The 24,182-nt window shown below is 42.6% G+C and carries 19 protein-coding genes; 4 read left to right on the plus strand and 15 right to left on the minus strand.

Translation table 11 applies throughout. The annotated features are described in order from the left end of the window. Positions 1-11: 11 nt before the first annotated feature. The 9 genes from NBH03_RS06910 to NBH03_RS06950 form a co-directional block, all read right to left on the minus strand. Positions 12-530, minus strand: coding sequence for a hypothetical protein (locus tag NBH03_RS06910; RefSeq protein WP_015514968.1), 519 nt, complete (start codon positions 528-530; stop codon positions 12-14). Between the two features lie 16 nt (positions 531-546). Beyond that, entirely contained in the window at positions 547-1,533 is a 987-nt protein-coding gene (locus NBH03_RS06915) for a DUF5979 domain-containing protein (protein WP_250798475.1), read from the minus strand. 30 nt (positions 1,534-1,563) lie between these two features. Next, a complete protein-coding gene (locus NBH03_RS06920; RefSeq protein ID WP_250798478.1) occupies positions 1,564-2,439 on the minus strand; it encodes a class C sortase in 876 nt (291 codons plus the stop codon). A gap of 6 nt (positions 2,440-2,445) precedes the next feature. After that, positions 2,446-3,393 (minus strand): class C sortase, encoded by a 948-nt coding sequence (locus tag NBH03_RS06925; protein ID WP_250798481.1) that lies wholly within the window; start codon positions 3,391-3,393, stop codon positions 2,446-2,448. Between the two features lie 138 nt (positions 3,394-3,531). Continuing rightward, positions 3,532-4,956, minus strand: coding sequence for a SpaA isopeptide-forming pilin-related protein (locus NBH03_RS06930; protein WP_250798483.1), 1,425 nt, complete (start codon positions 4,954-4,956; stop codon positions 3,532-3,534). 97 nt (positions 4,957-5,053) lie between these two features. Further along, positions 5,054-9,580 (minus strand): DUF7604 domain-containing protein, encoded by a 4,527-nt coding sequence (locus NBH03_RS06935; protein WP_250798487.1) that lies wholly within the window; start codon positions 9,578-9,580, stop codon positions 5,054-5,056. Beyond that, on the minus strand, positions 9,573-9,770 hold the full coding sequence (locus NBH03_RS06940; RefSeq protein WP_215690351.1) for a hypothetical protein: 198 nt from the start codon (positions 9,768-9,770) through the stop codon (positions 9,573-9,575). Before NBH03_RS06940 ends, NBH03_RS06935 begins: the two co-directional genes overlap by 8 nt. Before the next feature lie 437 nt (positions 9,771-10,207). After that, entirely contained in the window at positions 10,208-10,645 is a 438-nt protein-coding gene (locus NBH03_RS06945; protein ID WP_117528344.1) for a hypothetical protein, read from the minus strand. Next, positions 10,633-11,886, minus strand: a complete 1,254-nt coding sequence (locus NBH03_RS06950; RefSeq protein ID WP_250798495.1) for an AfsR/SARP family transcriptional regulator — start codon at positions 11,884-11,886, stop codon at positions 10,633-10,635. The genes NBH03_RS06945 and NBH03_RS06950 overlap by 13 nt, the downstream gene beginning before the upstream one ends. 443 nt (positions 11,887-12,329) lie before the next feature. On the opposite strand from NBH03_RS06950, the gene NBH03_RS06955 reads away from it, so the two are divergent. Genes NBH03_RS06955 through NBH03_RS06965 form a run of 3 tightly spaced genes read left to right on the plus strand, consistent with a single transcriptional unit; the run spans position 12,330 to position 12,946 of the window. Beyond that, positions 12,330-12,491: a hypothetical protein gene (locus NBH03_RS06955; RefSeq protein ID WP_250798500.1), complete on the plus strand. Its 162-nt coding sequence runs from the start codon at positions 12,330-12,332 to the stop codon at positions 12,489-12,491. 34 nt (positions 12,492-12,525) lie between these two features. Next, entirely contained in the window at positions 12,526-12,699 is a 174-nt protein-coding gene (locus tag NBH03_RS06960) for a hypothetical protein (protein WP_250798504.1), read from the plus strand. Positions 12,700-12,727: 28 nt separating this feature from the next. Then, complete coding sequence (locus tag NBH03_RS06965) at positions 12,728-12,946, plus strand: hypothetical protein (RefSeq protein ID WP_250798506.1); 219 nt, start codon at positions 12,728-12,730, stop codon at positions 12,944-12,946. Between the two features lie 77 nt (positions 12,947-13,023). On the opposite strand, the gene NBH03_RS06970 is transcribed toward NBH03_RS06965, so the two are convergent. The 3 genes from NBH03_RS06970 to NBH03_RS06980 form a co-directional block, all read right to left on the minus strand. Next, positions 13,024-15,498 carry a glycogen/starch/alpha-glucan phosphorylase gene (locus tag NBH03_RS06970; RefSeq protein WP_015514959.1) on the minus strand — a complete coding sequence of 825 codons (2,475 nt, stop codon included), beginning with the start codon at positions 15,496-15,498 and terminating at the stop codon, positions 13,024-13,026. After that, entirely contained in the window at positions 15,499-18,648 is a 3,150-nt protein-coding gene (ileS, locus tag NBH03_RS06975) for an isoleucine--tRNA ligase (protein WP_015514958.1), read from the minus strand. 599 nt (positions 18,649-19,247) lie between these two features. Next, positions 19,248-19,748, minus strand: coding sequence for a DUF2798 domain-containing protein (locus NBH03_RS06980; protein WP_015514957.1), 501 nt, complete (start codon positions 19,746-19,748; stop codon positions 19,248-19,250). A gap of 429 nt (positions 19,749-20,177) precedes the next feature. Between NBH03_RS06980 and NBH03_RS06985 the strand changes: the two genes are divergently transcribed. Beyond that, positions 20,178-20,783 (plus strand): NUDIX hydrolase, encoded by a 606-nt coding sequence (locus NBH03_RS06985; protein ID WP_117540734.1) that lies wholly within the window; start codon positions 20,178-20,180, stop codon positions 20,781-20,783. Positions 20,784-20,919: 136 nt separating this feature from the next. Here the strand turns inward: NBH03_RS06985 and NBH03_RS06990 are convergent, their stop codons facing one another. The 3 genes from NBH03_RS06990 to NBH03_RS07000 form a co-directional block, all read right to left on the minus strand. Next, complete coding sequence (locus NBH03_RS06990) at positions 20,920-21,567, minus strand: MT-A70 family methyltransferase (RefSeq protein ID WP_250798511.1); 648 nt, start codon at positions 21,565-21,567, stop codon at positions 20,920-20,922. After that, complete coding sequence (locus NBH03_RS06995) at positions 21,518-22,234, minus strand: BglII/BstYI family type II restriction endonuclease (RefSeq protein ID WP_250798513.1); 717 nt, start codon at positions 22,232-22,234, stop codon at positions 21,518-21,520. Before NBH03_RS06995 ends, NBH03_RS06990 begins: the two co-directional genes overlap by 50 nt. Positions 22,235-22,479: 245 nt before the next feature. Further along, on the minus strand, positions 22,480-24,159 hold the full coding sequence (locus NBH03_RS07000) for a peptide ABC transporter substrate-binding protein (protein ID WP_250798516.1): 1,680 nt from the start codon (positions 24,157-24,159) through the stop codon (positions 22,480-22,482). Positions 24,160-24,182 lie beyond the last annotated feature (23 nt).

A 24,182-nucleotide genomic window follows, 5' to 3' on the forward strand; every position in this document is an offset into this window, starting at 1 on the left:
TAGCCCTCCTTCTATTCTGCTGTATCTGCTGTGATCACATTGTTCCAGTCTGCATAAGCGGTTCCGTCTGCTTTGTAAAGCACCGGTGTACACTCTTCCACAACAATGACATTGAATTCTGCCGGTGCATCCTCACTGTCTGTTGCCGGGAACGTGTAGCTGACATTCAGCTTCGTTGCCGTTGTCTCACCTGCCGGAAGGATCTGATCGTAATACCAGAAACCATCGCCGCCGTCTGTCCATCCTGAATCCTCCGGCTGATAACTCAGCGTGATATCAGATGGCGCAAACGCTCTCACACGGACAAAACAATCATAATCGCCTGTATTCTCAACTGAAACATGTTTGCCTCTGCTGTCCACTTCTTCATGCGGGATTGTCTGTGTAAATCCCATATTCATCTGAACAGAACCGCTGGCAGTTGAATAGGTGGTGAAATAAGCCATCGCACCGCCCACCTTCAGGGTACCCACAAGAACAAGCGCTGTCACTGCCATCATCAAAAACGGCTTCTTCAATTGCTTTTTCATTTATCGTTCCCCCTTCCTAGTCTGTGCTGACATTATCGCCAGTGTACTGATACTGTTTGTTTTCATCAAGTTTGAAATTATTCTTCACGCCGTAACCGCCGTTTGGACGGCCATCGTGTGCATTCTCAAATGAAACGCGGACCGCTTCATCTGCAAAAATCGTCACATCATCCGGATCATCGGAAACCTGTGTGTAGCTTGCGCCGCTGTAGGTCTCTCTGACTCTGACTGATGCACCTGCCGGAATCTGATCAATGGTCAGCTGCTGTGATTCCTCACCGGCTCCCATGGTCATCGCTTCAACTCTGCTCTCTGTCTTACCCTCCAGGGTTGTAATATCAATCTGGAAAACAAATGTTGCCTGAGCACCGGATGTGGCATTGAAATCTCTCAACGTCTTGTCGATCACCAGAGAACCATATCTCGGTGTCTGTTCCGGCTTGAGAACTACTTCTGACAATTCGTATACCCATTCATCATCACCTGTCTGATAATAATAATTATTCGGCAGGGAAATCAGATACGGTGTAAATGTGTACTCATAATTCGTTGTCTGTGCCTTATCTGCCATTACCAGGTAAAGTCCTGTGGCCAGATCCCCGGCTTTTCCCTCACCATCTGTCAGCGAAACCTCTGCTGTCGGCTTCGTACTGTCTGTCACCATACCGGCCGCCTCTGTGGCCCGCTTCAGCCATTCATCTGCGGATGTACTATCGGATGCATCCAGCGCGGAAACGTCCAGCTGTGCAAAATCTCCGGATGCGGTGTAATCTCCGACTTCACTGATATCCGCCACCTTATACAGCTTCACATCCACCGTTGTTGTACCCAGATCTGCACTGACCTTGTCATCACCGCCGGTCTTAAAATCTATGGAGCAATCCTTTTTGCCGGTGTCCACCATATTCGCCGCATTTGCTTTCGGCAGAACCGCAAATGCTGATAACGTAAGGGCACATGCGATCAATAATGCGCAGCTCTTTTTTATACTCTTTTTCATCATCGCTTCATAACCTCCCTCTTCAAATCCAGATTACTCTTTAGGTTGTTTATTTTTCTTCTTTTTTGATAAATATCTCAAAAGCAGGATCATCAGTAAGGTGACGGCCAGACCAAGAATTGTATAGATCATATAGTAATTCTTAATCGATTCGACCATGGACTCGGAAATCGTCGCCTCCTTGTCCTCCTCACCGTTGTAAGCCACTCTCGTTCCCCTGACAAGGAGTCTGTGGGAATTGACACCATACGGTGTACAGGTAAATAATGTGACCTGATCTTTGCCTTCCTCAATCTTCAATGCATTCTCCAGTGTCTCATGATCATCCTTATCCACCATCGGCAGAATCTGATCCACCTCGTAGGCCAGAACCTGATCTAACACATGGATATAAAACTTATCACCATTTCTCAACTGGTCAATATCGGTAAATAGCTTGGCACTGGGAAGTCCTCTGTGAGCAGCTACCACGCAGTGGGTGCTCTCACCGCCAATCGGAAGCTTTGTGCCGTTTAAGTGTCCCACACCTGTCTGCAGCACATCATCGGCTGTCCCATGGTATATCGCCAATTTGATATTGATCTTCGGAATAGAAAGATAACCCATGATGCCGTCTCCGGCTTCATTCAATACCTTCCAGTATTCCGTACTCTGTAAATCTGTTGTACTCTCGCCAAACACATCACTGTATAGGTTGTTCTGGGTGATTGTCGCATTGAAGGCTTCGGCCCTTTCCCACTCTTGTGTAAAGTCCTCAGGTGTCATATCCTGCACGACACTCTGATAGTTGCTGATCAGCTGACTCTGTCTGTAAGTGTTCCATTGATTGGATACCGTCGGATAGATCAGAATGCCAAATCCCACCAGAAACAATAGCCCAAACAGGATGACGGAAATCTTTTTCTTCATGAGCTTCTACTCCTTCTTCTCAGTCTCCGTATCGGCATCCCCGGTCACTGTCCTGTCTTGGACTACCGGTGCCTCCTGTCCGTCTGCTGCCTGTTCGGCACGGCGCTTCTTTAACTTCTGTTCTTTCTTATATAATACCACAATAAATGCTACCGTCACAAGTAATCCTACGATTACCCACAACAAATAATTGGTGTGTATGCTGATACCGCTGAAAATCGTCTTCTCTGCTTCGACTTCCTGCTCCACATATTCCACACGGTGTCCTCTGACAAGCAATCGCTCCGTGTTGACACCATATGGTGTACAGGTGAGCAGTGTCACCAAATCTTTGCCTTCTTCCACTGCCAACCCGGAAGTTTCCTCCGGTTTGACCACTGAAATCTTATCCACTTCGTAACACAACGTCTCATTTAAAACATGGATCAGAAAATGGTCGCCCTCTTCCAGTTTGTCAAGATCTGTGAAAAGGGATGCACTCGGCAGGCCTCTGTGAGCTGAAATAACTGCATGGGTGCTGGCTCCGCCTACCGGAAGGGAACTTCCTTCCAGATGTCCGGCTGCCACCTGCAAGACATCTTCCCTGGTGGTATGGTAGATTGGAAGCTTGATATCAATCTTCGGAATCTCCACGATACCCATAATACCGTCACCTGCAATGTTCAGACAATCCATATAGGCTTTGTCTTCCCCTTCCGTCGCCTCTGCAATGGCAAAGGAGTCTGGCAGGATGCTCGGTAATAATGCTTCATTGTATGCCCTTGCTTTTTCAAGCTCTGCTGCATAATCAATCTCACCTGCGGCATCTTCAGCAGAAACAATAGAATCATAATCACTGATCAGCTGTTTCTGTCTGTAGTTGTTCCACTGATTCGCTACAAATGGATACAGCAGCAAGGACAAACCGGCTAAAAATATAATGACTATTAAAATTTTGTACGTTTTCTTCTTCATCCGGGTTCTCCTTATTGTTGTATACGTATCTGTCTCTCCTAAAGAGATGGGTTAAAGGGTTTCTGAAAAAATGCCTTTAATCTGATAAATTCCGGGGCGGGTAACGCCCCGGAATTCACCAAAAGACTTATTTATGACTTATCTGTTTTCTTTTCTGCGGCTAGCGAAGAATAAACCTGCTGCTGCGATCATGATACCACAACCAACGATTGTGAAGATAGTTGTACCGATACCACCAGTTGCTGGAAGAGCGGAAAGCTTTGTATTCACAAATTCACCAGCATCTTCAGTTACTTCTTTTTCTTCATTTGCTGTAATAGTAAATGCTTTATTTTCACTATTTACTGAATAACCTGTAGGTGCCTTTGTCTCTTTGAATTCATAATTGCCTTCATCAAGACCTGTCACCTTTAATGTACCATTTGTTGCAACGAGCGTTGTTGTTGCACCTTCTTCTCCCTCAAGTGCTACTTTATATTCACCTGCTATTGCTTTACCAGATGCATCTTTTACTGGTACAACAGAAACAGGTGTTTTTGTTGCTTCAGCGCCTTCTTCTTTAGCAGGAGTTACTTTTAATAACTGGAATTCTGCGCCATTCAGTACATTGTGGTTTGTATCAACTTTCTTCAGTGTTACACTACCTTCAAAACCATCTACTCTAGCTGGTTTATAACCAACTGTTTCTGCTGATGCTGTAGCGCTGTTGTTGTATGTATGGTCATTTTCAACAACTGCGCTGTATTTTACAACGATTGTTGAACCTGATGCTGTACTAGCAATAAAATCACTTAAATCAACTGTATATGTGACAGTACCATCAGTATTTTCAGCTACAACTGCTTTACTTGCATCAACAGTCTGTTCTACACCATTAATTGTTACTTTACCCAGTACAAAGCTATTTGCTTTTAAACCTTTAGAAGTATCTTTTACTTTAAAGCTTGTTAATGTCTTCTTCTTTTCTCCTTCTCCACTTGTTTTTGGAGCCATCTGCGTTGTAATTGTGAAGTTTACAGTCTGACCTCTGTGTACGAACTTGTCATCTGCTTCCTTTTTAACATTATATTTTTCCATTTTGGCAGTTACGCTTGCTGCTTCACTCGCCATATATCTGCCATCTTCATCATATGTATTGGCTACCATTAAGCTATAAGTACCTTTTGTATCAAAAGCACGGATAACATACGCACCAATTGGAAGCTTTGTAAACTCGTGACTTGTTCCTGATTCTGTTGCCGTTACATCTGCTGAGCTCTGCTTATCTGCAGCATCTCTCAGTCCCTCTGCATTTGTGATAGTAAATTTACCTGTAGCTGCATCTTCTTCTACATAAGGTCTTGCCCAGTCAACAACTACCCAAGTCTGATTGCCTTCAGCATTCTGATCAAGATAAATGATATTATAAACATTTAAAGTTGTATTTACACCTTCTGCCAAGTTACTAACCGTAATTGTATTCGTATACTCATTTGTAACCTTATCTGCAAAACTTGTAATACCCATTGCGAGTACCATAACCAGTGATAACATCACTGCAAATAATTTCTTTAATTTCTTCATAATATTCTCCTTTTCTCTCTTAGATATTATTTGGTTGACATGTTCCATCGGTTTTATCCTGGCAGTCCAGGGACTGCTGGTTTTAAAGTTCATCCCTCTATTTCACCAGCACCTCCCTGCACTTGTTTTTATAAATAATCCAAGCCGCTGCCATCATGAGCAGCATACCACAGATTGAGAACCAGTAAATACCGGAACCACCGGTTGATGGAAGACTATACAACATATCGTTTTTTACAATGATTGTATAAGTACCGTCTTCTTCCTGACTAACAGAAGCTTTTTCACTTCCAGATACTGTAACACCATTCTGATCCACAGTAATTGTAATATCGGCATTTAATAATGCATATCCATTCGGTGCTTTAATTTCTTTTAAAGTGTATGTACCGTAATTAATATTGTTATTAAAGACGATACCATTTGCATCAGATGTATATTCTGTTGACTGATTCTGAGCATCCTTCAAAGTAAATGTCGCACCTTCAAGATTGATACCTGAATTATTTTTCTTCACAATCTTCATTAACTGATCATTCTTTGTATTCGTAATGACTCGTGTATCATCTTCATATGAATAGGTAACTTTGTAACTCGTATGATTAATGACAATATCCGAATTGTCATCAGCCATTGAATATTTTTGACCCTTATACTCAATTGAGCCCTTTTCATCTGCTACAAGTTCTCTATAACTGTAGCTATCATACTTGGATGCTTTTTCTACAACCAGTTTGTCCTGCCAATCGTTGTCTTCACTCAGTTCCAGAATCTTTCCATCAACTGGAGTGCCTTTTTGATCAACTAACTGAACAAGAATCTTTGTGCCATCGTCTGGTGCTACACCAGACCAAACTTTCTTGACAGGAATTGTCTGAATCTGAACCTGAACAACTGGTTTTGCATAATTTTCTGTTATGGTCGAACCTGAATCTTTCTTCTTATAAGAGACAGTCGCCTTTGCATTGGAGAAAAATCCTGGTTGAAGAGAAGATGTAATTTCACCTGTTGTTGCCCGATTTGCATCATCTGTTGCAAAATAGCCGTCAGTACCTTCATCCGTTGAAGCATCACCAACTGTTGTACCATAACTATAATTATTCTTTGCATATTCGCTAAATGCTGTTGCATTTGGAATAACATTCGTAATGGACAAATAATAATAATAGTTATCTTCCAGCTTATAACTGTCTTCAAAATCTAACGTTGCAGTTTTCTTAGAATCATCATAACTTACTGTCGCAATTTTCTTACCATCAACAGTTACATCACCACCATCGGCTAATTCAAAATCATTTGAATACTTATCTTTATAAGTACCATTGGCATCCCTGACAGCAACTTTCACTCTCAGTTTACTATTATCTGTAACATCTACATAATCACTCAACTGATCTGTAATCACAACATCTGTACAAGCTGCTCTTAATGTCTCACCTGCGATTTGCTTGAATTTGTCTGTCAGCTGAGAATACTGGCCATTTGCATCTTTGGTAAGATTCCAAGCCTCTTTATTGGCTGCATGAACACTGTCTTTGATTTTATCAAGAACACCCTGTCCAGTAAGATTCTTATAATTCGAATCCAAATCACCATCATGATTCCACCATGTATGCTCATCAGACTGATATACACTAACACTCTTCGGTAATCCAATACCCACTGCATAGAAATCACTACATGTAATTTTTGCCGCCGAATTTATAGCACTAGTCATAACATTTGTGCTTGTATCTTGGCCGCACCCAGAAGGTCCCGTACCATAATATGTAGGCTGACCATCCGTAAGGAAAATAACCACTTTCTTAGCCTCTGCTCTGGCGCTGTCAATCGCTGTTTTACCTTTTTGGAATCCTTGGTCATAATTAGTACCACCATCAGCGCTAAGCCACTTTACATAATCATTATAAAGTTTATCGCCATCAACCCACTGCTGGGTTTCAACAGATGCATAAGTTGAAAATGTCACCAGCTTATATCGAACATCTACTGAATCTTTCTTATCTTCTGCATTAAATACATCCACTAATGCTTTGACCGCATCCTTTGTGGTTTGCAATTTGCCATCATTCTTCATACTGCCTGATGTATCTACAATCAATACAATATCCAGTTTTGCCGGATTTGTCTTGGAACCGATTGTACCGGATGCATTTAATGTGATGTCATATGTACCATCTTCATTTCTCTTGATATATTTCTCATGAGAAAGCGTTCCTTCCGGTTCATTGTCTGAACCACCACCGTTAGTTGTGTAGACATTTCTGAAAGCAACACTCTTAGAATCTCCACTCCTGATTGAAAGAGTCCCTGATGTTCCGTTTGTTGTTGTTCTGTCAACAGTCACTGAACTTAATCTTGTGTAATTAGCCACATCAAGCGAACCTGTCGCAGTTTCTTCTACTCCCAAATTTGTTCCACATTCACTCCGTTTAAGTGTCACAATCGTAGAACCTGTCAGTGTATTACCATCATTACTCCATGTCCAGTTCATATCACTGCCCTTAACTGTCTTGCTGCCAATCTTAAATGTCAAAGTCTGTGCAAGATTAAATGCAGTTACATACTCCAGGCCAACAATAGATTTCTCAACAGTTACATTCGCTGTACCTTCAACTGGTGTCAATTTGCTCCTTGTAAACTTCACATCATCCAGGAAATTTCCCTCTTTAACATTGTTAGTTGCTGTTTCTCCAGCAACAAAGAAGAATCTTGTCGAATACTGTCCTGATGCAGTAACAGTGTAACTTCCCTGATGCGTCGTCCACTGCTGGTCATTGTCTGTATATTTAACAACCATGGCGCCAGGATATTTTTCCTGATTTTTAATAACATCTTGTACCTGAGTCTGTGTTGTCACATTCTTTTCAATGGCCGTCTGAGTAGGCATGATTACAACATACATTGTATCTTTTTCTGACTTTGAGTTTTGCTTTAATCCCCTTGCTCTATGTGCCAACTGATAGTTCAAAGTTTCTCCCGGTGTCGTCAAAACATCCTGATACAAAGAACCTTCTGCTTCACAGTTTAATTCTGCGAATTGTTTACCTTCAGCTGCTGTTGCTTTACCATACCATCGATAGGCCGAATCCATCGGATAATCAACATTAATAACTTCTATTGCTCCATCGACGCCCGTTGTCTGCCATACACCATCATACTTTTTATAACTATCATTTGCAATCTGAACCCAATTCTGTGCAAATACAGGCTTCTCAAAACTACCATTCTGGAGTTCGTAATAAGATGTAACACTCACAGACTGACTTGTTGCTAATGCGTTGGCTCCTGTCTTCGGTGTGCCATCACTATTTACATCAGTAGCTTCAAACACTTTTACATAGTAGGAAACACTTGTATTGCCATTGTATCCAAGAGCCCCGCCGTTTAATGCAATATAAAGTTCGGTGCCATCTGTGCTGATATCCTGGCCAAGATCGGCTCCTGTGTTCACATCTTGATATTGAACCGGTTTCTGAACTTCAGCATTACCGCCGTTTACGCTTCTATACCATACATATTTATAATCAGAAGCACTCATGCTACCTGTATAACTGGCTGTCAATTTACCATAAGACTCTGTCAGAGTAACATTACCATTATTCGCTGAATCTTCCGCAACTGCTGCAATTGCATTAATCGCTGTTTTCGGCTCTTCTGCTGCTGTCTCATCAGCATCGGTATCACCTGCTGTTGTCTCTGTTACATAACAGCCATAAATGCGATTCTTCCAAGCGTCCATCTGAATTTCATCAGCAGCACCTTTATCTGTTAATGTAATCTCTGATGTATCGTAAATCTCATCGAAATTATCTGGGATTTCCTGTTCTTCCTTCTGTAAATCCTTAATCAGTTCATCTCTCTGGATGATTGGAACCAACTCTGCATCCTTATTGCCCGCATCTGAGTTAGCTGGATTGTAATAGAAAACTGTTGCATTCTTCACATCCTGAACATCCAGCTCTGTATCCTTAAAAGTAACTGAAACAGCCTTCTGTGGCTCAGCATCCTGTCCGTTCACTTTAAATGACACATGATACATCACAAAGTTGCCAAGAGAGGTGTTCTCTGTTAATGCATTCTTGATCAGCTTAACAACTGCTTCTTCATCTTCTGATGAAACAGCTTTCACTTCCATAGTAATCTCAGATGCATCCGCATTGAACGCACCTTCCGGAAGATCAGCAATAACCTTGCAGATTGTCTTGCCTTCTGCATTCTTCATATCCTGTGTCAGCTGAACTTCTTCAGATACCTTTGTCTCTTCTGAAGCTTCTTTCTGAACCTGCTGCTCAGCTGTTGTCTCAGCCGCCTGTGTCTCAGCTGCCGTCTCTGTATGGGCTTCTGTTGCAGCTTCGGTATGGGCCTCTATCTGCTGAGTGTCTGCTGCAGGTGCTTCTGTCTCCTCTGCAACAGGTGTCCCTTCCTGAACTTCTGTCTGAGCCTCCGGTGCCCCATAGGAAACCGCTTCTGTCGTCGGCTCTTCTGCATAATTCTGAACTTCTGTCTCTGAATCTGCTGCAGAGATATCTGCGGAAACAGAGGTTACACTGCCAAGCATCAATGCTACACACAGCAACAAGGCTGTCAATCGTCTATGCTTCTTATTATTAAACTTACTCAACATCATTTCCTCCTTCCATTTCCTGCTCTTTCTCAACAGCGTCATCTATCAGTTTGATGAGTTCCAGTGCACTTCTGAAGTACTGTTCACGTTGTCCTTCAATCCATGTCACTTTCCCTTGCCATGTTGCATGCTCATGATCCATAATCTTGACCAGAAACGTATCTGCTTTCTTCGCTCTTCCTTTCATGACAGTACCTTCATCGTCCTTTCTGGATTACTCCGTTATTGTAGTTTTATTATAGCGAATCACCCATTACGCCAACCATTACAAAACTACATTTTTTGCAGTTTTTTTAATTTTCCCTTAATGTATTTTCCCGACACATTCCAATGATTATTTCATTATTCGACATTGTGACGATTATATTTTGTGTAATGTTCGGCCGATCCGTCATCTCAACCATTATATGCGGGTGCATGACGTAATATTCCTGAAATCATCCTAATTCTATCTATCTTTTTTACATCCGGAAGATTGCCCTGTTTCCCCTTCTGAACACAAAAAGAGGCGCATCCTTTAATCAATCCGGATGTCCGCCTCTTTGTCGTTTTGTCATGTCGAAGAAGATTTAGTAAACCCTCTGCTTATCAATGTCTGTTATTACATTCGTTCTGTTGGCTTTATTACTGTATCGCCTGATTAATAATCTTAAAAAGTTCCAATTCACTGAAGAATTTCCATTCTTGATCGCCTTCTACCCATTTGACCACGCCCTGCCAGGTTGACCGCTGACGATACTGCACGTACAGCAACATCGTCCCCTTTTTGCCGCGCTCCTTCTCAAGCTCTTCTGCTGATTTCTTCTTCTCAGGCGGCTGTACCGTCTTCCGGCTCTTATCTGTAAATGTCCGCATCTGTGTCGATGCCTGCGGAAACTTAATCTGGTCAAATAAATTCTCTGCCAACTCGATCAGATGAGCCACATTTGAGAAAGGACAGGCTTCTTCGCTGTAGCAATGATACAGACGCCCTGACAATTCACCATTCCGAATCTCATCCACGCAAATACTGATCAGGTTGGGAGAACGCTGGAAATTCTGCTGTCTTACTATTTGTCCCATGTTTTGCCCCATTTCCATTTATTCTCATTATCTTCACTATTAAATCCGCTGTCCGCCACGGATGATACCGCATATTCCAGATACTTACTCCAAGTCTTATGCTCTCTTGAGAAATACTTCTGGATTCTCTCAAAAATCAGACTGCAGTTCTCTCTGTTGGTTCCCACCAGGAGCAGCAAATACTGTGACTTACTGTACCGTGTATAAGAATCACCTCTTCTCAGGCAATGCGCCAGTGTGTCCTGCAGCTCCTTGCCCATCATATCCAGCCGTTCCTCATTCTTCATCGGCTGCCCTTTGCCGTTGGTAATACTGCAGAGCATCAGATAAACGGACTGACCGTTACGTTCTACGATTCTGGCCAGCAGGCGGTATGTATCACGGAATCCCGGAAGACTGCAGAAATAAGCGCCACTGCCCTTGTCCGTCTCCTTAAGACGCTTCTCCATCTCCGGCAGTGACTGGGTCTTGAAGTTCATCCGCCCATTCATCTGCTCAAAAAGCTTCATCATTCGTTCTGACGGATACACCCCCAGCTCATCCACAAACATCTTGGCCGTATTCTCATACTCCTTCAGAGCCTCATCGTATTTCTTCATGCGCATGAGGCAGTCGATCTGAATAGCCTGCCACTCATCGAAGGGATACATTCTGCAGGCCGGTTCACAGACTTCAATGGCTGTCTCATATTCGCCTCTGTCCATCAGTAATTCGCACAATGTATTCAATGCATTTGTATATTTCTCTTTGTAATTAGAATTCTTCGCCAGGACCACACCGTCACAGATAAAATCCGGAAGATAATCCCCGCCGTATAACTGACAGGCCTTCTTCAGCAGATTGATCTTCTCTTCTGCATTCTCTGTCTCATCTGCCTGGTCGCACAGTGACACAAACCCGTCTGCATCCAGCACCACTTCCATCGGTGCAGCAAAGGAATACATGCCGCTCTTGATCTGTATATAATCATACTGAGGAAGCCCCGCCGTCACCAGCATCTTCTTCAGGCGAAATGTAGTCACGCGCAGATTATTCGCAGCATCCGTGATATCTTCATTCCCATACAACATATCCAACAATCGTTCTCTGGAAACAGTACGTCCCTCGCTGCATACCAGAATCTGCAAAAGCTTCACTGCCTTTGTCGATTTCCCACTGCCAATCGAAATCGTTTTCTCTCCATATCTCATCGAAAAGCCACCCAGGGCCTTTACCTCCAATATCGGCAAATTGTCTTTCATACGCGCCACACTCCTCTGATCTCTTCATACAATCTATAACGCACGGTATTCCGCCATCTTCGTATCAGCTTATCCCCTACATCCATAACAAAATGATAACCCTTTTCTAAGGTCTTTGTCAATATTTGTACAGTTAAAATGCCCTAAAACTGCTCGACTTTCTGACTATTTTTGTCGATTTTTAACGTCGAATTGTCGAACATTGATATTTGTTAAGATTCTATTGTTACTTTATAATGAATCTATCAACGTTGATGCACGATTACATACTCATTTTGGGTTGATTCCATAAATTCTCTTGGATATAATAAGGGCAGTATGAATTACATCGCCTGATCGGCACCTTGTTATCTGCAGAATTGACCGTAACACAGAAACTTGCAATCATAGAAACCGAATACCATATTCCATTAAGCGTAGAGTTAGAGGAAGGAGTGAACGATATGTGTAATTTAGGTGAAGGCATTGAGGAAAGAGCCATTGAAAAAGTCATTTTGAAAATGTATAAAGAAGGCTGCGATTTAAAATTTATTGCTAACATGACAGAAAAAGATACTTCAGAAATCGAAGCGATTATCAATAGATCTCTTGCACCTTTATGCTGATTATAATAAACACAAAGAAAGTAGTGAGCATGCTATGTCCAATTTAGGTGAATGGATTGAAGAAAAGGCTATAGAAAAAACCACAAAGGAACTTATTTTAAATATGCACAAATATGGTCTTTCATTAGAAAAAATTGCTGATATCGTCAAGAAAGACATTTCTGAAATTGAAGAGATTATCAATAACTCCATTGTATCTTTACACTGATTATACAATAAAGAAAGGCAACTATATTATGTCCAATTTAGGTGAAGGCATTGAAGAAAGAACCGCCGCAAGAGTTACTAAAGAAGTTACTAAAGAACTAAACGCCAAGCATGCCAAAGAACTTACAGAAAAACTTGCCGAGAAAGACCGTATCATTTCTGCTTACCAATTATTAGCAAGGCATACACCAATCGCACAGATTGCCGCTGAAACCGGACTTACTGAAGAAGCCATCCGCGCACTCTAAAGCACACTTAACCCTAATACAAATCCCTGCCAACTCAGTCTTTGGACTGCTTTGGCAGGGATTTAATAGTTGAATATTTATTTCACGAATACTTTCTTCAGATGCCAGATATCTCTTACATACTCTTCAATGGTTCTGTCAGAGGAGAACTTGCCGGAGCATGCCGTATTGAGAATGGCCATTCTGTTCCAGGCCTTGCTGTCTCTGTAAGCTTCATTGATCTTCGCACGTGCCTCGGCATAAGATCTGAAGTCTTTCAGAATGAAGTAAACATCCTGGTTGATCAGAGAATTGAACAGTTCACGGAAAGTCTCTGTATCGCCATTGGAATATGTGCCGTCCACCATCTGATCCATGACTCTGCGGATATCTGCATCCTGCTCATAGATCTCTCTCGGATTATAACCGCCGTTGGCTTCATAGCCCATAACTTCATCGGAGCTCATACCGAAGATAAAGGCATTCTCGCTGCCGACTTCCTCAACGATCTCCACGTTGGCGCCGTCCATTGTACCCAGTGTAATGGCACCGTTCAGCATGAATTTCATGTTGCCTGTACCGGAAGCTTCCTTGCTGGCTGTTGAAATCTGCTCTGAAACGTTGCTGGCTGCAAAGATGATCTCTGCATTGGACACACAGTAGTTCTCAATGAAGACAACTTTCATCTTGTCATTGACAGCCGGATCATTGTTGATCACATCCGCAACAGCATTGATCAGTTTGATAGTCTGTTTGGCTGTCTTATAGCCGGCTGCAGCCTTGGCACCGAAGATAAATGTTGTCGGATAGAACTTCATATCCGGATTGTCTTTCAGCTGATTGTACAGATACATAATGTGCATAATATTCATCAGCTGACGTTTATATTCATGCAGACGCTTGACCTGTACATCAAAAATGGAATCCGGATTGATATCGATACCATTATGCTCTTTGATATATTTGGCCAGACGCAGCTTATTCTGATACTTGATCTCCTGGAATTCCTTGCGGGCTCTGGAATCATCCGCCAGCGGAGCCAGGCCTTTCAGCAATGGCAGATTCGTGATCCATTCGTCTGTACCAAGCTTATCTGTTACCCACTGTGCCAGCAGCGGATTCGCATGAAGCAGGAAACGTCTCTGAGTGATACCGTTTGTCTTGTTGTTGAACTTCTCAGGCATCATCTCATAGAAATCATGCAGTTCTCTTTCTTCCAGGATCTGTGTATGCAGTCTGGCTACACCATTGACAGAGAAGCCTGCAATGATCGCCATATTCGCCATACGCACCTGACCTTCATAGAGGATCGCCATATTGCGGATCTTATCATACTGGTTCGGATACTTCTCTTCAACCTGGATCAGGAAACGACGGTTAATCTCTTCCACGATCTGATAAACTCTCGGCAGCAGACGCATAAACAGGTCAACCGGCCATTTTTCAAGGGCTTCAGCCATGATGGTGTGGTTCGTATAAGCACAACATCTTGATGTGATATCCCATGCATCATCCCATTCCAGATTCTCCTCATCGATCAAAATACGCATCAATTCAGGCACAGTAACCGTCGGATGGGTATCATTCAGCTGGAAAACAACCTTATCCGGCAGCTGATGGATGTCATCATGTGTTGCCTTAAACTTCTTGATCACCTGCTGCAGGCTGGCTGATACGAAGAAATACTGCTGTTTCAGACGCAGTTCCTTACCACTGTAATGATTATCATTCGGGTAAAGGACTTCAACAATACTCTTGGCCAGATTCTCCTGTTCAACCGCTTTCTGATAATCACCCTTGTCAAAGGAATCCAGATTGAACTGTACCAGCGGCTCTGCATCCCAGATTCTCAGGGAATTGACAATACCGTTGTTGTATCCCACAACCGGCAGATCATAAGGCACAGCCATGACAGACTGATAGCCGTCCTGAACATACACATTGCGCCCAAGTTTCTCATTGTATTCAATTCTGACATAACCGCCGAATTTGATCTCCTGAGAATATTCCGGACGCTTAATCTCAAATGGATTGCCGTTCTTGAGCCAGTCATCCGGGATCTCTACCTGCTCGCCGTTCACGATCTGCTGCTTGAACATACCGTATTTATAACGAATAGTACAGCCGTAAGCCGGATAATTCAATGTGGACAGGGATTCAATGAAGCAGGCCGCCAGACGACCAAGGCCGCCATTGCCAAGAGCCGCATCCGGCTCCTGGTCTTCCACGACATTGATATCCAGTCCCATCTCCTGAAGGACTTCTGCCACTTCTTTATAACAGCAGAGATTGATCAGATTGTTGCCCAGGGCACGGCCCATCAGGAACTCCATAGACAGATAATAAACGGTCTTGGCATCCTGTTTCTCGTATTCCTTGTGGGCATTCAGCCACTCATCAATGATCATATCCTTTGATGCATAAGCCACCGCCTGGAAAATCTCCTGCTGGCTGGCTGTTTCAGGTGTCTTTCTGAACAGATACTTGATATTGTTCAGAATTTCCTTCTTAAATGCTTCTTTATCAAATGGTTCGAATACTCTCTTTTCACCAACTGCTGCTATATCACTCATTCAGGCATTCTCCTTTTCTACACCGATCACAACGGTTTCGCCGTTGATATTCCACTCTTTATTATACCCCTTGATTGTATCAAAGCAGATTTCATTTGCCAATACTTCATCTTTGATTTCGGCATTGTTGCTGTCAACCAGAGTTTTGATCTTATCATTTTGAGCAAAATAAACACGAATATGATCCATTACTTCAAATCCGGCTTCTTTACGCATAGTCTGGATCTTGGAAATGATCTCACGGACAAAGCCTTCTTCTACCAGTTCAGGTGTCAGATTAGTATCAAGGACAACGGTTGTCTCGTACTCTGTATCGGAAACATAACCCGGCATCTGTGCGGCATCGATCAGCAGATCTTCTTCAAGCAGTTCGACCTGATCACCATCTGCATCAAATGTCAGTTTGCCTGTTGTCTTCAGTTCGTTCATGGCTGCGTTGCCATCAACACTGCCAAGATACTGTCTGATAGCATTCAGTTTCTTGCCGTATTTCGGACCAACTGTACGCAGCTGCGGTTTAAAGCTGTAAGATGTAAATGCGCTGACGTCATCTGTAAAGACAACTTCTTTGACATTTAATTCATCTGCAATAATGTCTTTGTAGAAATCAGACAGTTCAAATGCAGCCTTGACATACATCTTGCCAATCGGCTGTCTATTCTTGATGTTGGCTGTATTTCTGCAGGCACGGCCCTGTACAACGATCTGGAGAACATGATCCATGTCTTCTTCAAGCTTTGTATCGATCCATTCTTCATTCACTTCAGGGAAGTCACAGAAATGGATACTTTCCGGCGCATTCTTATCTACATTCACAACGATGTTTCTGTAGATTTCTTCTGTCATGAATGGGATCATCGGTGCAGCAGCCTTACAGATTGTAACAAGTGCTGTGTAAAGTGTCATGTAAGCATTGATCTTATCCTGCTCCATGCCCTTTGCCCAGAATCTTTCACGGCTTCTTCTGACATACCAGTTGCTCATATCATCCACAAATTCCTGCAGAACTTTGGCTGTTTCAGGGATCTTGTAAGCAGCCAGGTTGGCGTCAACGGCCTTCACTGTAGAATTCAGTTTGGATAAAAGCCATTTATCCATAACAGATAATTTGCCGTAATCCAGTGTATATTTCATCGGATCAAACTGGTCGATCTCAGCATACAGTACATAGAATGCATACGTATTATACAGTGTTCCCATAAACTTGCTGCGGCCTTCAAGAACGGCTTTCTTGTGGAAACGGTTCGGCAGCCATGGTGCGGAGTTGGAATAGAAATACCAGCGGATCGCATCTGCGCCGTATTCTCTCAAAGCTTCCATCGGATCAACCGCATTGCCCTTGGACTTACTCATCTTCTGACCGTTTTCATCCTGTACATGCCCCAGAACGATAACATTTCTGAATGGAGACTGGTTGAACAGCAGTGTGGAGATCGCCATCAGAGAATAGAACCATCCTCTTGTCTGGTCAACGGCCTCTGAAATAAAGTCTGCAGGATACTGTTCTTTGAACAGTTTCTCATTCTCAAATGGATAGTGATGCTGTGCAAATGGCATAGAACCGGAGTCAAACCAGCAGTCGATAACCTCCGGTACACGATGCATTTCCTTGCCGCATTCCGGACACTTGATGGTAACAGCGTCAATGAATGGACGGTGCAGTTCGATATCATCCGGGCAGTTGTCTGACATACTCTTCAATTCTGCAATGCTGCCGATGGCATGCTGGCATCCACATTCACATTCCCATACATTTAATGGTGTGCCCCAGTAACGGTTACGGCTGATACCCCAGTCCTGGATATTCTCAAGCCAGTTGCCGAAACGGCCTTTACCGATGCTCTCAGGGATCCAGTTGACTGTGTTGTTGTTGCGGATCAGGTCATCCTTGACAGCTGTCATCTTGATGAACCAGGATTCGCGTGCATAGTAGATCAGCGGTGTATCACATCTCCAGCAGTGTGGATAGCTATGCTCAAAGTTCGGTGCGGAGAACAGGAGTCCTCTCTCCTTCAGGTCTTTGATAACTTCAGGAGATACGCCGTTTTCACCTTCCAGATCTACTCTCTTGATACAGGAATGACCGGCCCACTTTGTTTCCTTTGTCATCATACCGTTTTCATCTACCATCTGTAAAAATGGCAGGTCGTATTTTCTGCCGACCTTGCTGTCGTCTTCACCAAATGCAGGTGCGATATGAACAACACCTGTACCATCTGTCATGGTAACGTAGCTGTCGCAGACAACATAGTAAGCTTTCTTCTTTGTCTCAACAGGATAAAGGGCTTCGTATTCTTTATATTCAAGGTCTGTACCTTTATATGTCTCCAGAACGTCGTATGTGCCTTCGCCAAGAACTGTATCAGCCAGTGCCTGTGCCAGATAGTACACATAATCTTCCTCTTTCATCTTAACTTTGATGTAAGTCTCATCAGGATTAACACAAAGTGCAACGTTGGAAGGCAGTGTCCAAGGTGTTGTTGTCCATGCGAGGATATAAGCGTCTTCGCCTTTTACCTTGAAACGTGCAATGGCAGATCTTTCTTTGACATCTTTATAACCCTGTGCAACTTCATGGCTTGAAAGCGGTGTTCCGCAGCGAGGGCAGTAAGGAACGATCTTGTAACCTTTGTAAAGGAGCTTCTTGTCCCAGATCTGCTTCAGTGCCCACCATTCGGATTCGATATAGTTGTTGTCGTACGTAACATACGGATGCTCCATATCTGCCCAGAAACCAACGGCATCGGAGAATTCTTCCCACATGCCTTTGTATTTCCAGACGCTGTCCTTACAATGCTGGATAAACGGTTCCATACCGTAAGCTTCGATCTGATCCTTGCCGTCCAGACCAAGCATCTTCTCAACTTCCAGCTCAACCGGCAGACCGTGTGTATCCCAGCCGGCTTTACGCGGCACCTTATAGCCCTTCATTGTCTTGTATCTTGGAATCATATCTTTGATAACACGGGTCAGCACATGGCCGATATGCGGCTTGCCATTGGCTGTTGGCGGTCCATCATAGAAAGTAAATTCAGGACTGTGCTGTCTCAGTTCAATACTCTTTTCAAAAATCATGTTGTCGGCCCAGAATTTCTCGATTTTCTGCTCTCTCTCAACAAAATTCTGATTGGCACTTACTTTGTCATACATCTTGTTTCCTCCTTATATAAAAAGCAAAGTAGATTTCTATGTTTTAAATGGAATGTGCCCTGGCACATTCATGCGCCCGGCGCAGTTGTTCAACAAAAAAAGCTCCCACTCCGAATAGGAATGAAAGCTTGTATTCATTAAACCACCTATACGACATACTGACATATGCGTTCCCTGTAACGGAGGAAAATCCGGCACAGCTTACCCGGCATCCGGCATCTCTTCTGACCTGTATCTCGTAACCCTGCTCAGCTCATGACCACGCTCAGTGTGTCATAACCCTGCTCAGTGTCTTATAACCTCAGTGTCAGAATATGTCGGCCTGTCAGCCTGCAACTCAGGAGTGATCTTCACATCCATGCTACTCGTATCGGCTCACACCTGCCGCCGACTCTCTGAAACTTTCATACGGAGCTACTGTCTCTGTCTTCGTCTTTATCCACTATGTAATCATAGTACAAAGACTTTGGTCTGTCAACCTTTAAAATCAAAAATCCCCTGTTTTGTATACAGAGGATTCCTGTCTTTTCTTTATACGGATAATGAGGCCAAGCTCATGCTCATGCCTGTATGCAGCCTTGCTGAATATCTGTTATGAATTAACAGGATTCCGCACGGTCGGCTGCCGGCGCTTCCTGTTTGCCCATAGCTTTCATCGCTGTTCTGAAAATCAATCGTCCAAGAGGACCGGCACCAAAAATCTGCCAGCAAAGTGCCATCGGGAAATTCATCACTGTTGTCTGGAACCATACCGCAATAAAGTTGCTGCCTGCGTTCTTAAAAAGTAATGTTGCAATAAAACTCATCATCGGACACATCAGACAAACGATCATAGATGAGATCGCCAGTGTAATGAAAATCGGCTTATCCTGAGGTGACACAATTCTAAAAGCTAACATAGTTGACAGCTTCTCAACAACAAAGAATTCCAGAATGATAGCTGCAGGCCACATAATTTTCATTTCACCAAATGCCATCAGGAATACCTGATTCGTCATGCCACCGATATTCAATGAAATATTATAGCAGATCATGGCATAGACCATCAAAAAGGCCATCAGAATTGTAAAAAAAACATTTTGTAATTTTGTCTTTGGCATAAAACACACTCCTTTTCATTAGAAAAGAACATAATGTGTGTTGTTCGTTAATCAGTTCCATGCCTTTGGACTCACTCTCAAATCCCGGCATCACCTGTACGTTTCCAATTTCTTACCAAATACATTCCTTATTTTTAATTCATTTACTATTTACAGCGTCAATCATTCTATCACAGTTTTCTTCCCTTCGTAAGTGTTTTTTTCATCATAAAACCATTTTCTGTATAATTTCTATTTGTATTCCTCCATTGCCCGTCCTTTCTGTGCATCTTTACTAAATTCTGTCCATATGGGAAAATACCCAAAAATTTTTCTGTATTTTGTTCATAAAATGACTTGTAAATTTTTGTCGGAATATTATAATAGCTATGGGGAATTAATCCCCATTTTATTTCATTATGTTTATTCATTGAGGAGACCGGAATTAATATGTATAGAGGAAACGACATTCTTAAAATTTACGATCAGGATCTGAACAACATTGGACGTGCCACTCGCGAGGAAGTACATACCCAAGGCCTGCTTCATCAGGTTGCCCATGTATGGATGTTCCAGCCAAAGGAAGATGATACTTATATCATGATCCAGAAGCGTGCATTGGACCGCGAACTTTATCCTGGCAAATACGACCTGATCCAGACAACACATTTTGATCCTGATGAAAGCTATGAAGAAGCCATCGTCGACAGTCTGCAGTACTACCGTGGCCTGAAGAAATCCAAGGAAGACATTATCCATGTGGGCAGCACCCATCAGCAGATTGACGTCGGCGACTATCATGACAATGCCCTTGTTCAGGTCTTCGCCATCTTCACAGCCAAGGCGCTTTTCATCATGCCGGATACAGAAGAAATCGTCAAAGTCCGTTTCGAAGACTTCCGCCAGCTCATCCACGGCAAGCAGAACACCATCAAACTTTACTCACTGGATGATGTTTATCTCAAAGAGAGCAGCGCCGATGAATGGTGGCTGAGGAAAGACGAATTTGTAGACGTCGTAGAACCATATATCGACAGCCGAATTGAAGAGATTTAAAATTCTTTCGTTGGTTTTGATAATCGGACGGCAGGAATAGCAAATAAAACCTCCATGAAACAACGCGCACCTGCACGAAACGTTTCATGGAGGTTTTATTTGCTATTGCCTGTCTGTGTATCAAAATATCTATAAATTATTTTACATTCGCAACCGTATGATTAGCATATGTATTCCACGTTGGCTCATAATCTTCGCTAGCCTGGTTTCCCCACATATCCCAACCTTCTCTAACTCCCCTTGCAAATAACTCTATTCTCGGTCCTTGACTACACCCTTCAATAATTGGAATCATCTCATCTGGTTTACGACTATGTTCCCTTTTCATTGTTCTTATCAAATTCACCTGAGATCTTGCTGGTTGAAGTGTTCTATTTGGAGAACTTTTCTTTTTTATACCAAATAAAAGCATCTCTGTTACATTTCGGAAATAGAATCCTACACCCCTGCCATCTGGTCCACCATCCTTGCGTACCTTCTCCCAAATAATATTCGATTTATAATCAAATCCCCACGCATCCATTACTGCTAATCCTTCTGGCAATAATGCATTCGGTACCCACAAATATAAATGCGCCTTCTCTCCTGCTAAATCCGCTATCGGAAGTGTCTTTATGTCCTCAATCGTCATCGTCGGGTAACGATTAAGTCTTTTATTTTCTGGGGCTACCTTTCCCGTACGATTCTGAAACTGCCATGGGGGATCCGCATAAATCGTATTGTACTTTCTGCCACTAGTATATTTTTTTAAGTTGTCTATTGTATTCTGTAATTCTTCGTTCATATCCAACTACACATTCCTTTCCTATTCCTATTGCCAAAATGGGGCATCCACCATTTCTTCTTGAATCTAATCTATAGAGCAATTTTCCCATCCAAGTAGTACTTGACCCATACTTTTTTATCAAGCTTTGCCCTCTGGAATCAAGCTCCTTTTTAAATATTTCATTCAAATTTTCAGCTCTCGTCACAATGACACCAACATCAATCAATCCACAATCAAAATATGTTCTCATCGCTAACAAATCCCTATCAAAAGTCTGATCTTTACTATTCCATTCCAAATCAAATGCTACTCTATTTTTTAAAAAATCTATATTATGTCCATCTATATACCCTTCAATTGTTTCCACCTCATAGGGTTCTTCTGCAAAACGTCCTCTTCTTTGTGCCTTTTGTCTTGGATATTTTTTTACCACAAGATCAGCACTTATACGAATCTCTCTCCAACCCAACGGATACAATACATCATCAAATTTTTTCGGAATAGGAGATTCATTTCCTCCAAATTTTTTAATATCCGAAACAGTCATTTTCAACTTCCTAAGGCAATCTTGTATTTCACTCCATTCTTTAGGAAAAGCATCATTTAAAATCTCTAATGCATGGCCATAATTATAAAATTCAAACTTTGAAAGTAATTCTTTATCAACACCTTTTTCAATATCCATTTTCATTCCCCCCATACACGCTTTCCAAAACCTTTTCTATTATATTCTATTTTCTAATGATTTTCAACGTTATACCTTTTCTTAACAATTCAACTTTTACAACATAATCAGACATTTCATTTTAGATAACTTCCTTAACGTCTAATTACGAAAACTCCCTGAAAACGTTTCGTGCGGATGCACGTTGTTTTCAGGGAGTTTTATTCATGATCAGCGTTTCAAGTTACTTGAGCTGAACCGTCATTTTATTCTGCGATATCTGCATACATGAAGTACCAGAAACCGTTAGCTGAATGCCAAGCACCTGTGATCTTGCTGCTCTGCAGCCAGAAATCGTTGTAGTAAGCGATTGGAATACAACCTGCATCTTCCATCAGAAGGTCTTCTGCTTTGTGAAGATCTGCTGAACGTGTAGTTGCATCTGTTGTAACTCTGGAATCTTCGATAGCTGCATCGAAGTCTGCATTAGTGTATTTACCATCGTTGTTGCCGTTTGTTGTGCAGAACAGTTCAAGGATGTTGGATGGATCTGTGTAGTCACCTACCCAACCGTTACGAGCAACATCGAATTCGCCGTTACGACGCATTGGTGTGAAACTTGCCCATTCAACGATGTTGACTTTAAGGTCGATACCAATTGCAGCCCAAGCCTGCTGTAAGTACTCAGCTACAACCTTGTGGTAACCTGCATCATTTGTTGTGTACTCGATCTGTGGGAAGCCTTCGCCGTTTGGATAGCCAGCTTCTTCCAGTAACTTCTTAGCTTCTTCAAGGTTAGCGTCGAAGTTGTCATTGTCAATGTAAGGTGTGCCGCCATTTGCATTTTCAGCAAATGAAGAACCATCTGTATCTAACCAGCCAGGACCTACAATTGCGCTTGCAGGTGAATATGTACCCTGCATCAGAGTATTCGCTACGTAGTTACGATCGATTGCAAGGCTTAATGCCTTACGTACTCTTGCATCCTGGAAATATTCTTTCTGAAGGTTCAGGCTGACATAGTATGTACCAATGATAGGATCTACATGGAATTCTTCATTGCCCTGAAGGCTAGGGATTTCTTCTGTAGGTACGTCTTTGATCATATCAACTTCGCCACTTGTGTATGCACTGTAAGCTGCGTTGGAGTCTTCGATCAGTTCAAACTCAAGTTTGTCAAGTTTGATGGCCTCAGCATTCCAGTAGTTAGGATTCTTGCTGAATGTGATGTGTGATCCAGGTACCCATTCTGTCATCATGAAAGGACCATTGGAGATATAAGTATCAGCAGATGTTGCCCAAGCATCACCATTTGCTTCAACTGTTGCCTGCTGAACAGGATTCAATGTTGCGAATGCTGCAAGTTCGCCGAAATATGAGCAAGGATGTGCAAGATTTACAACAACTGTCTTCTCATCAGGAGCCTGTACATCAAGTTTAGTGATATCGCCTGCGATTGCTTCATCATAGCCTTTAACCATACCAAGAACTGTCTCAGCATATGGAGCTGCTACATTAGGATCACATACACGCTGCCAGCTGTAAACAAAGTCTTTAGCTGTCAGATCTGTGCCGTCTGACCATTTGAGGCCATCTCTTAAGTGGAATGTCCATGTAAGACCATCTTCTGATGTCTCCCAGGATTCTGCCTGTCCTTCCTTTAACTGGCCATTCTCATCAAGAGTCAGAAGACCTTCAAATGCATGAAGGATCATGTTACCGCCATCTACAGCACTATTCAGTGCAGGGTCAACAGTTTCTGGGTCAGGACCAACCTGAACTTTCAGGATTTTCTCGCCGGTAGTGCTGCCAGCTTCTGTGGATTCTGCTGTTGTCTGGTTGTTGTCGCTTGCTGCTGTTGTTTCTTTTGCAGCGGAGCTGCCGCAGCCTGCCAGACCAGCTACCATAGCAGCTGTCAGCAGAAGAGGTAAGATTCTCTTTTTCATGTTCTCTCTTCTCCTTTTCTTTT

Source organism: Coprococcus intestinalis, assembly GCF_023656595.1.
GTDB lineage: Bacteria > Bacillota > Clostridia > Lachnospirales > Lachnospiraceae > Coprococcus_A > Coprococcus_A intestinihominis.

Bases quoted from the DNA above. Each gene is read 5' to 3' on its own strand.
- NBH03_RS06980 (WP_015514957.1), bottom strand. From the start codon at position 19,748: ATGCCAAAGACAAAATTACAAAATGTTTTTTTTACAATTCTGATGGCC.
- NBH03_RS06985 (WP_117540734.1), top strand. From the start codon at position 20,178: ATGTATAGAGGAAACGACATTCTTAAAATTTACGATCAGGATCTGAAC.
- NBH03_RS06965 (WP_250798506.1), top strand. From the start codon at position 12,728: ATGTCCAATTTAGGTGAAGGCATTGAAGAAAGAACCGCCGCAAGAGTT.
- NBH03_RS06960 (WP_250798504.1), top strand. From the start codon at position 12,526: ATGTCCAATTTAGGTGAATGGATTGAAGAAAAGGCTATAGAAAAAACC.
- NBH03_RS06945 (WP_117528344.1), bottom strand. From the start codon at position 10,645: ATGGGACAAATAGTAAGACAGCAGAATTTCCAGCGTTCTCCCAACCTG.
- ileS (WP_015514958.1), bottom strand. From the start codon at position 18,648: ATGTATGACAAAGTAAGTGCCAATCAGAATTTTGTTGAGAGAGAGCAG.
- NBH03_RS06950 (WP_250798495.1), bottom strand. From the start codon at position 11,886: ATGAAAGACAATTTGCCGATATTGGAGGTAAAGGCCCTGGGTGGCTTT.
- NBH03_RS06925 (WP_250798481.1), bottom strand. From the start codon at position 3,393: ATGAAGAAGAAAACGTACAAAATTTTAATAGTCATTATATTTTTAGCC.
- NBH03_RS06910 (WP_015514968.1), bottom strand. From the start codon at position 530: ATGAAAAAGCAATTGAAGAAGCCGTTTTTGATGATGGCAGTGACAGCG.
- NBH03_RS06930 (WP_250798483.1), bottom strand. From the start codon at position 4,956: ATGAAGAAATTAAAGAAATTATTTGCAGTGATGTTATCACTGGTTATG.
- NBH03_RS06915 (WP_250798475.1), bottom strand. From the start codon at position 1,533: ATGATGAAAAAGAGTATAAAAAAGAGCTGCGCATTATTGATCGCATGT.
- NBH03_RS06990 (WP_250798511.1), bottom strand. From the start codon at position 21,567: ATGAACGAAGAATTACAGAATACAATAGACAACTTAAAAAAATATACT.
- NBH03_RS06995 (WP_250798513.1), bottom strand. From the start codon at position 22,234: ATGGATATTGAAAAAGGTGTTGATAAAGAATTACTTTCAAAGTTTGAA.
- NBH03_RS06955 (WP_250798500.1), top strand. From the start codon at position 12,330: ATGTGTAATTTAGGTGAAGGCATTGAGGAAAGAGCCATTGAAAAAGTC.
- NBH03_RS07000 (WP_250798516.1), bottom strand. From the start codon at position 24,159: ATGAAAAAGAGAATCTTACCTCTTCTGCTGACAGCTGCTATGGTAGCT.
- NBH03_RS06970 (WP_015514959.1), bottom strand. From the start codon at position 15,498: ATGAGTGATATAGCAGCAGTTGGTGAAAAGAGAGTATTCGAACCATTT.
- NBH03_RS06940 (WP_215690351.1), bottom strand. From the start codon at position 9,770: ATGAAAGGAAGAGCGAAGAAAGCAGATACGTTTCTGGTCAAGATTATG.
- NBH03_RS06920 (WP_250798478.1), bottom strand. From the start codon at position 2,439: ATGAAGAAAAAGATTTCCGTCATCCTGTTTGGGCTATTGTTTCTGGTG.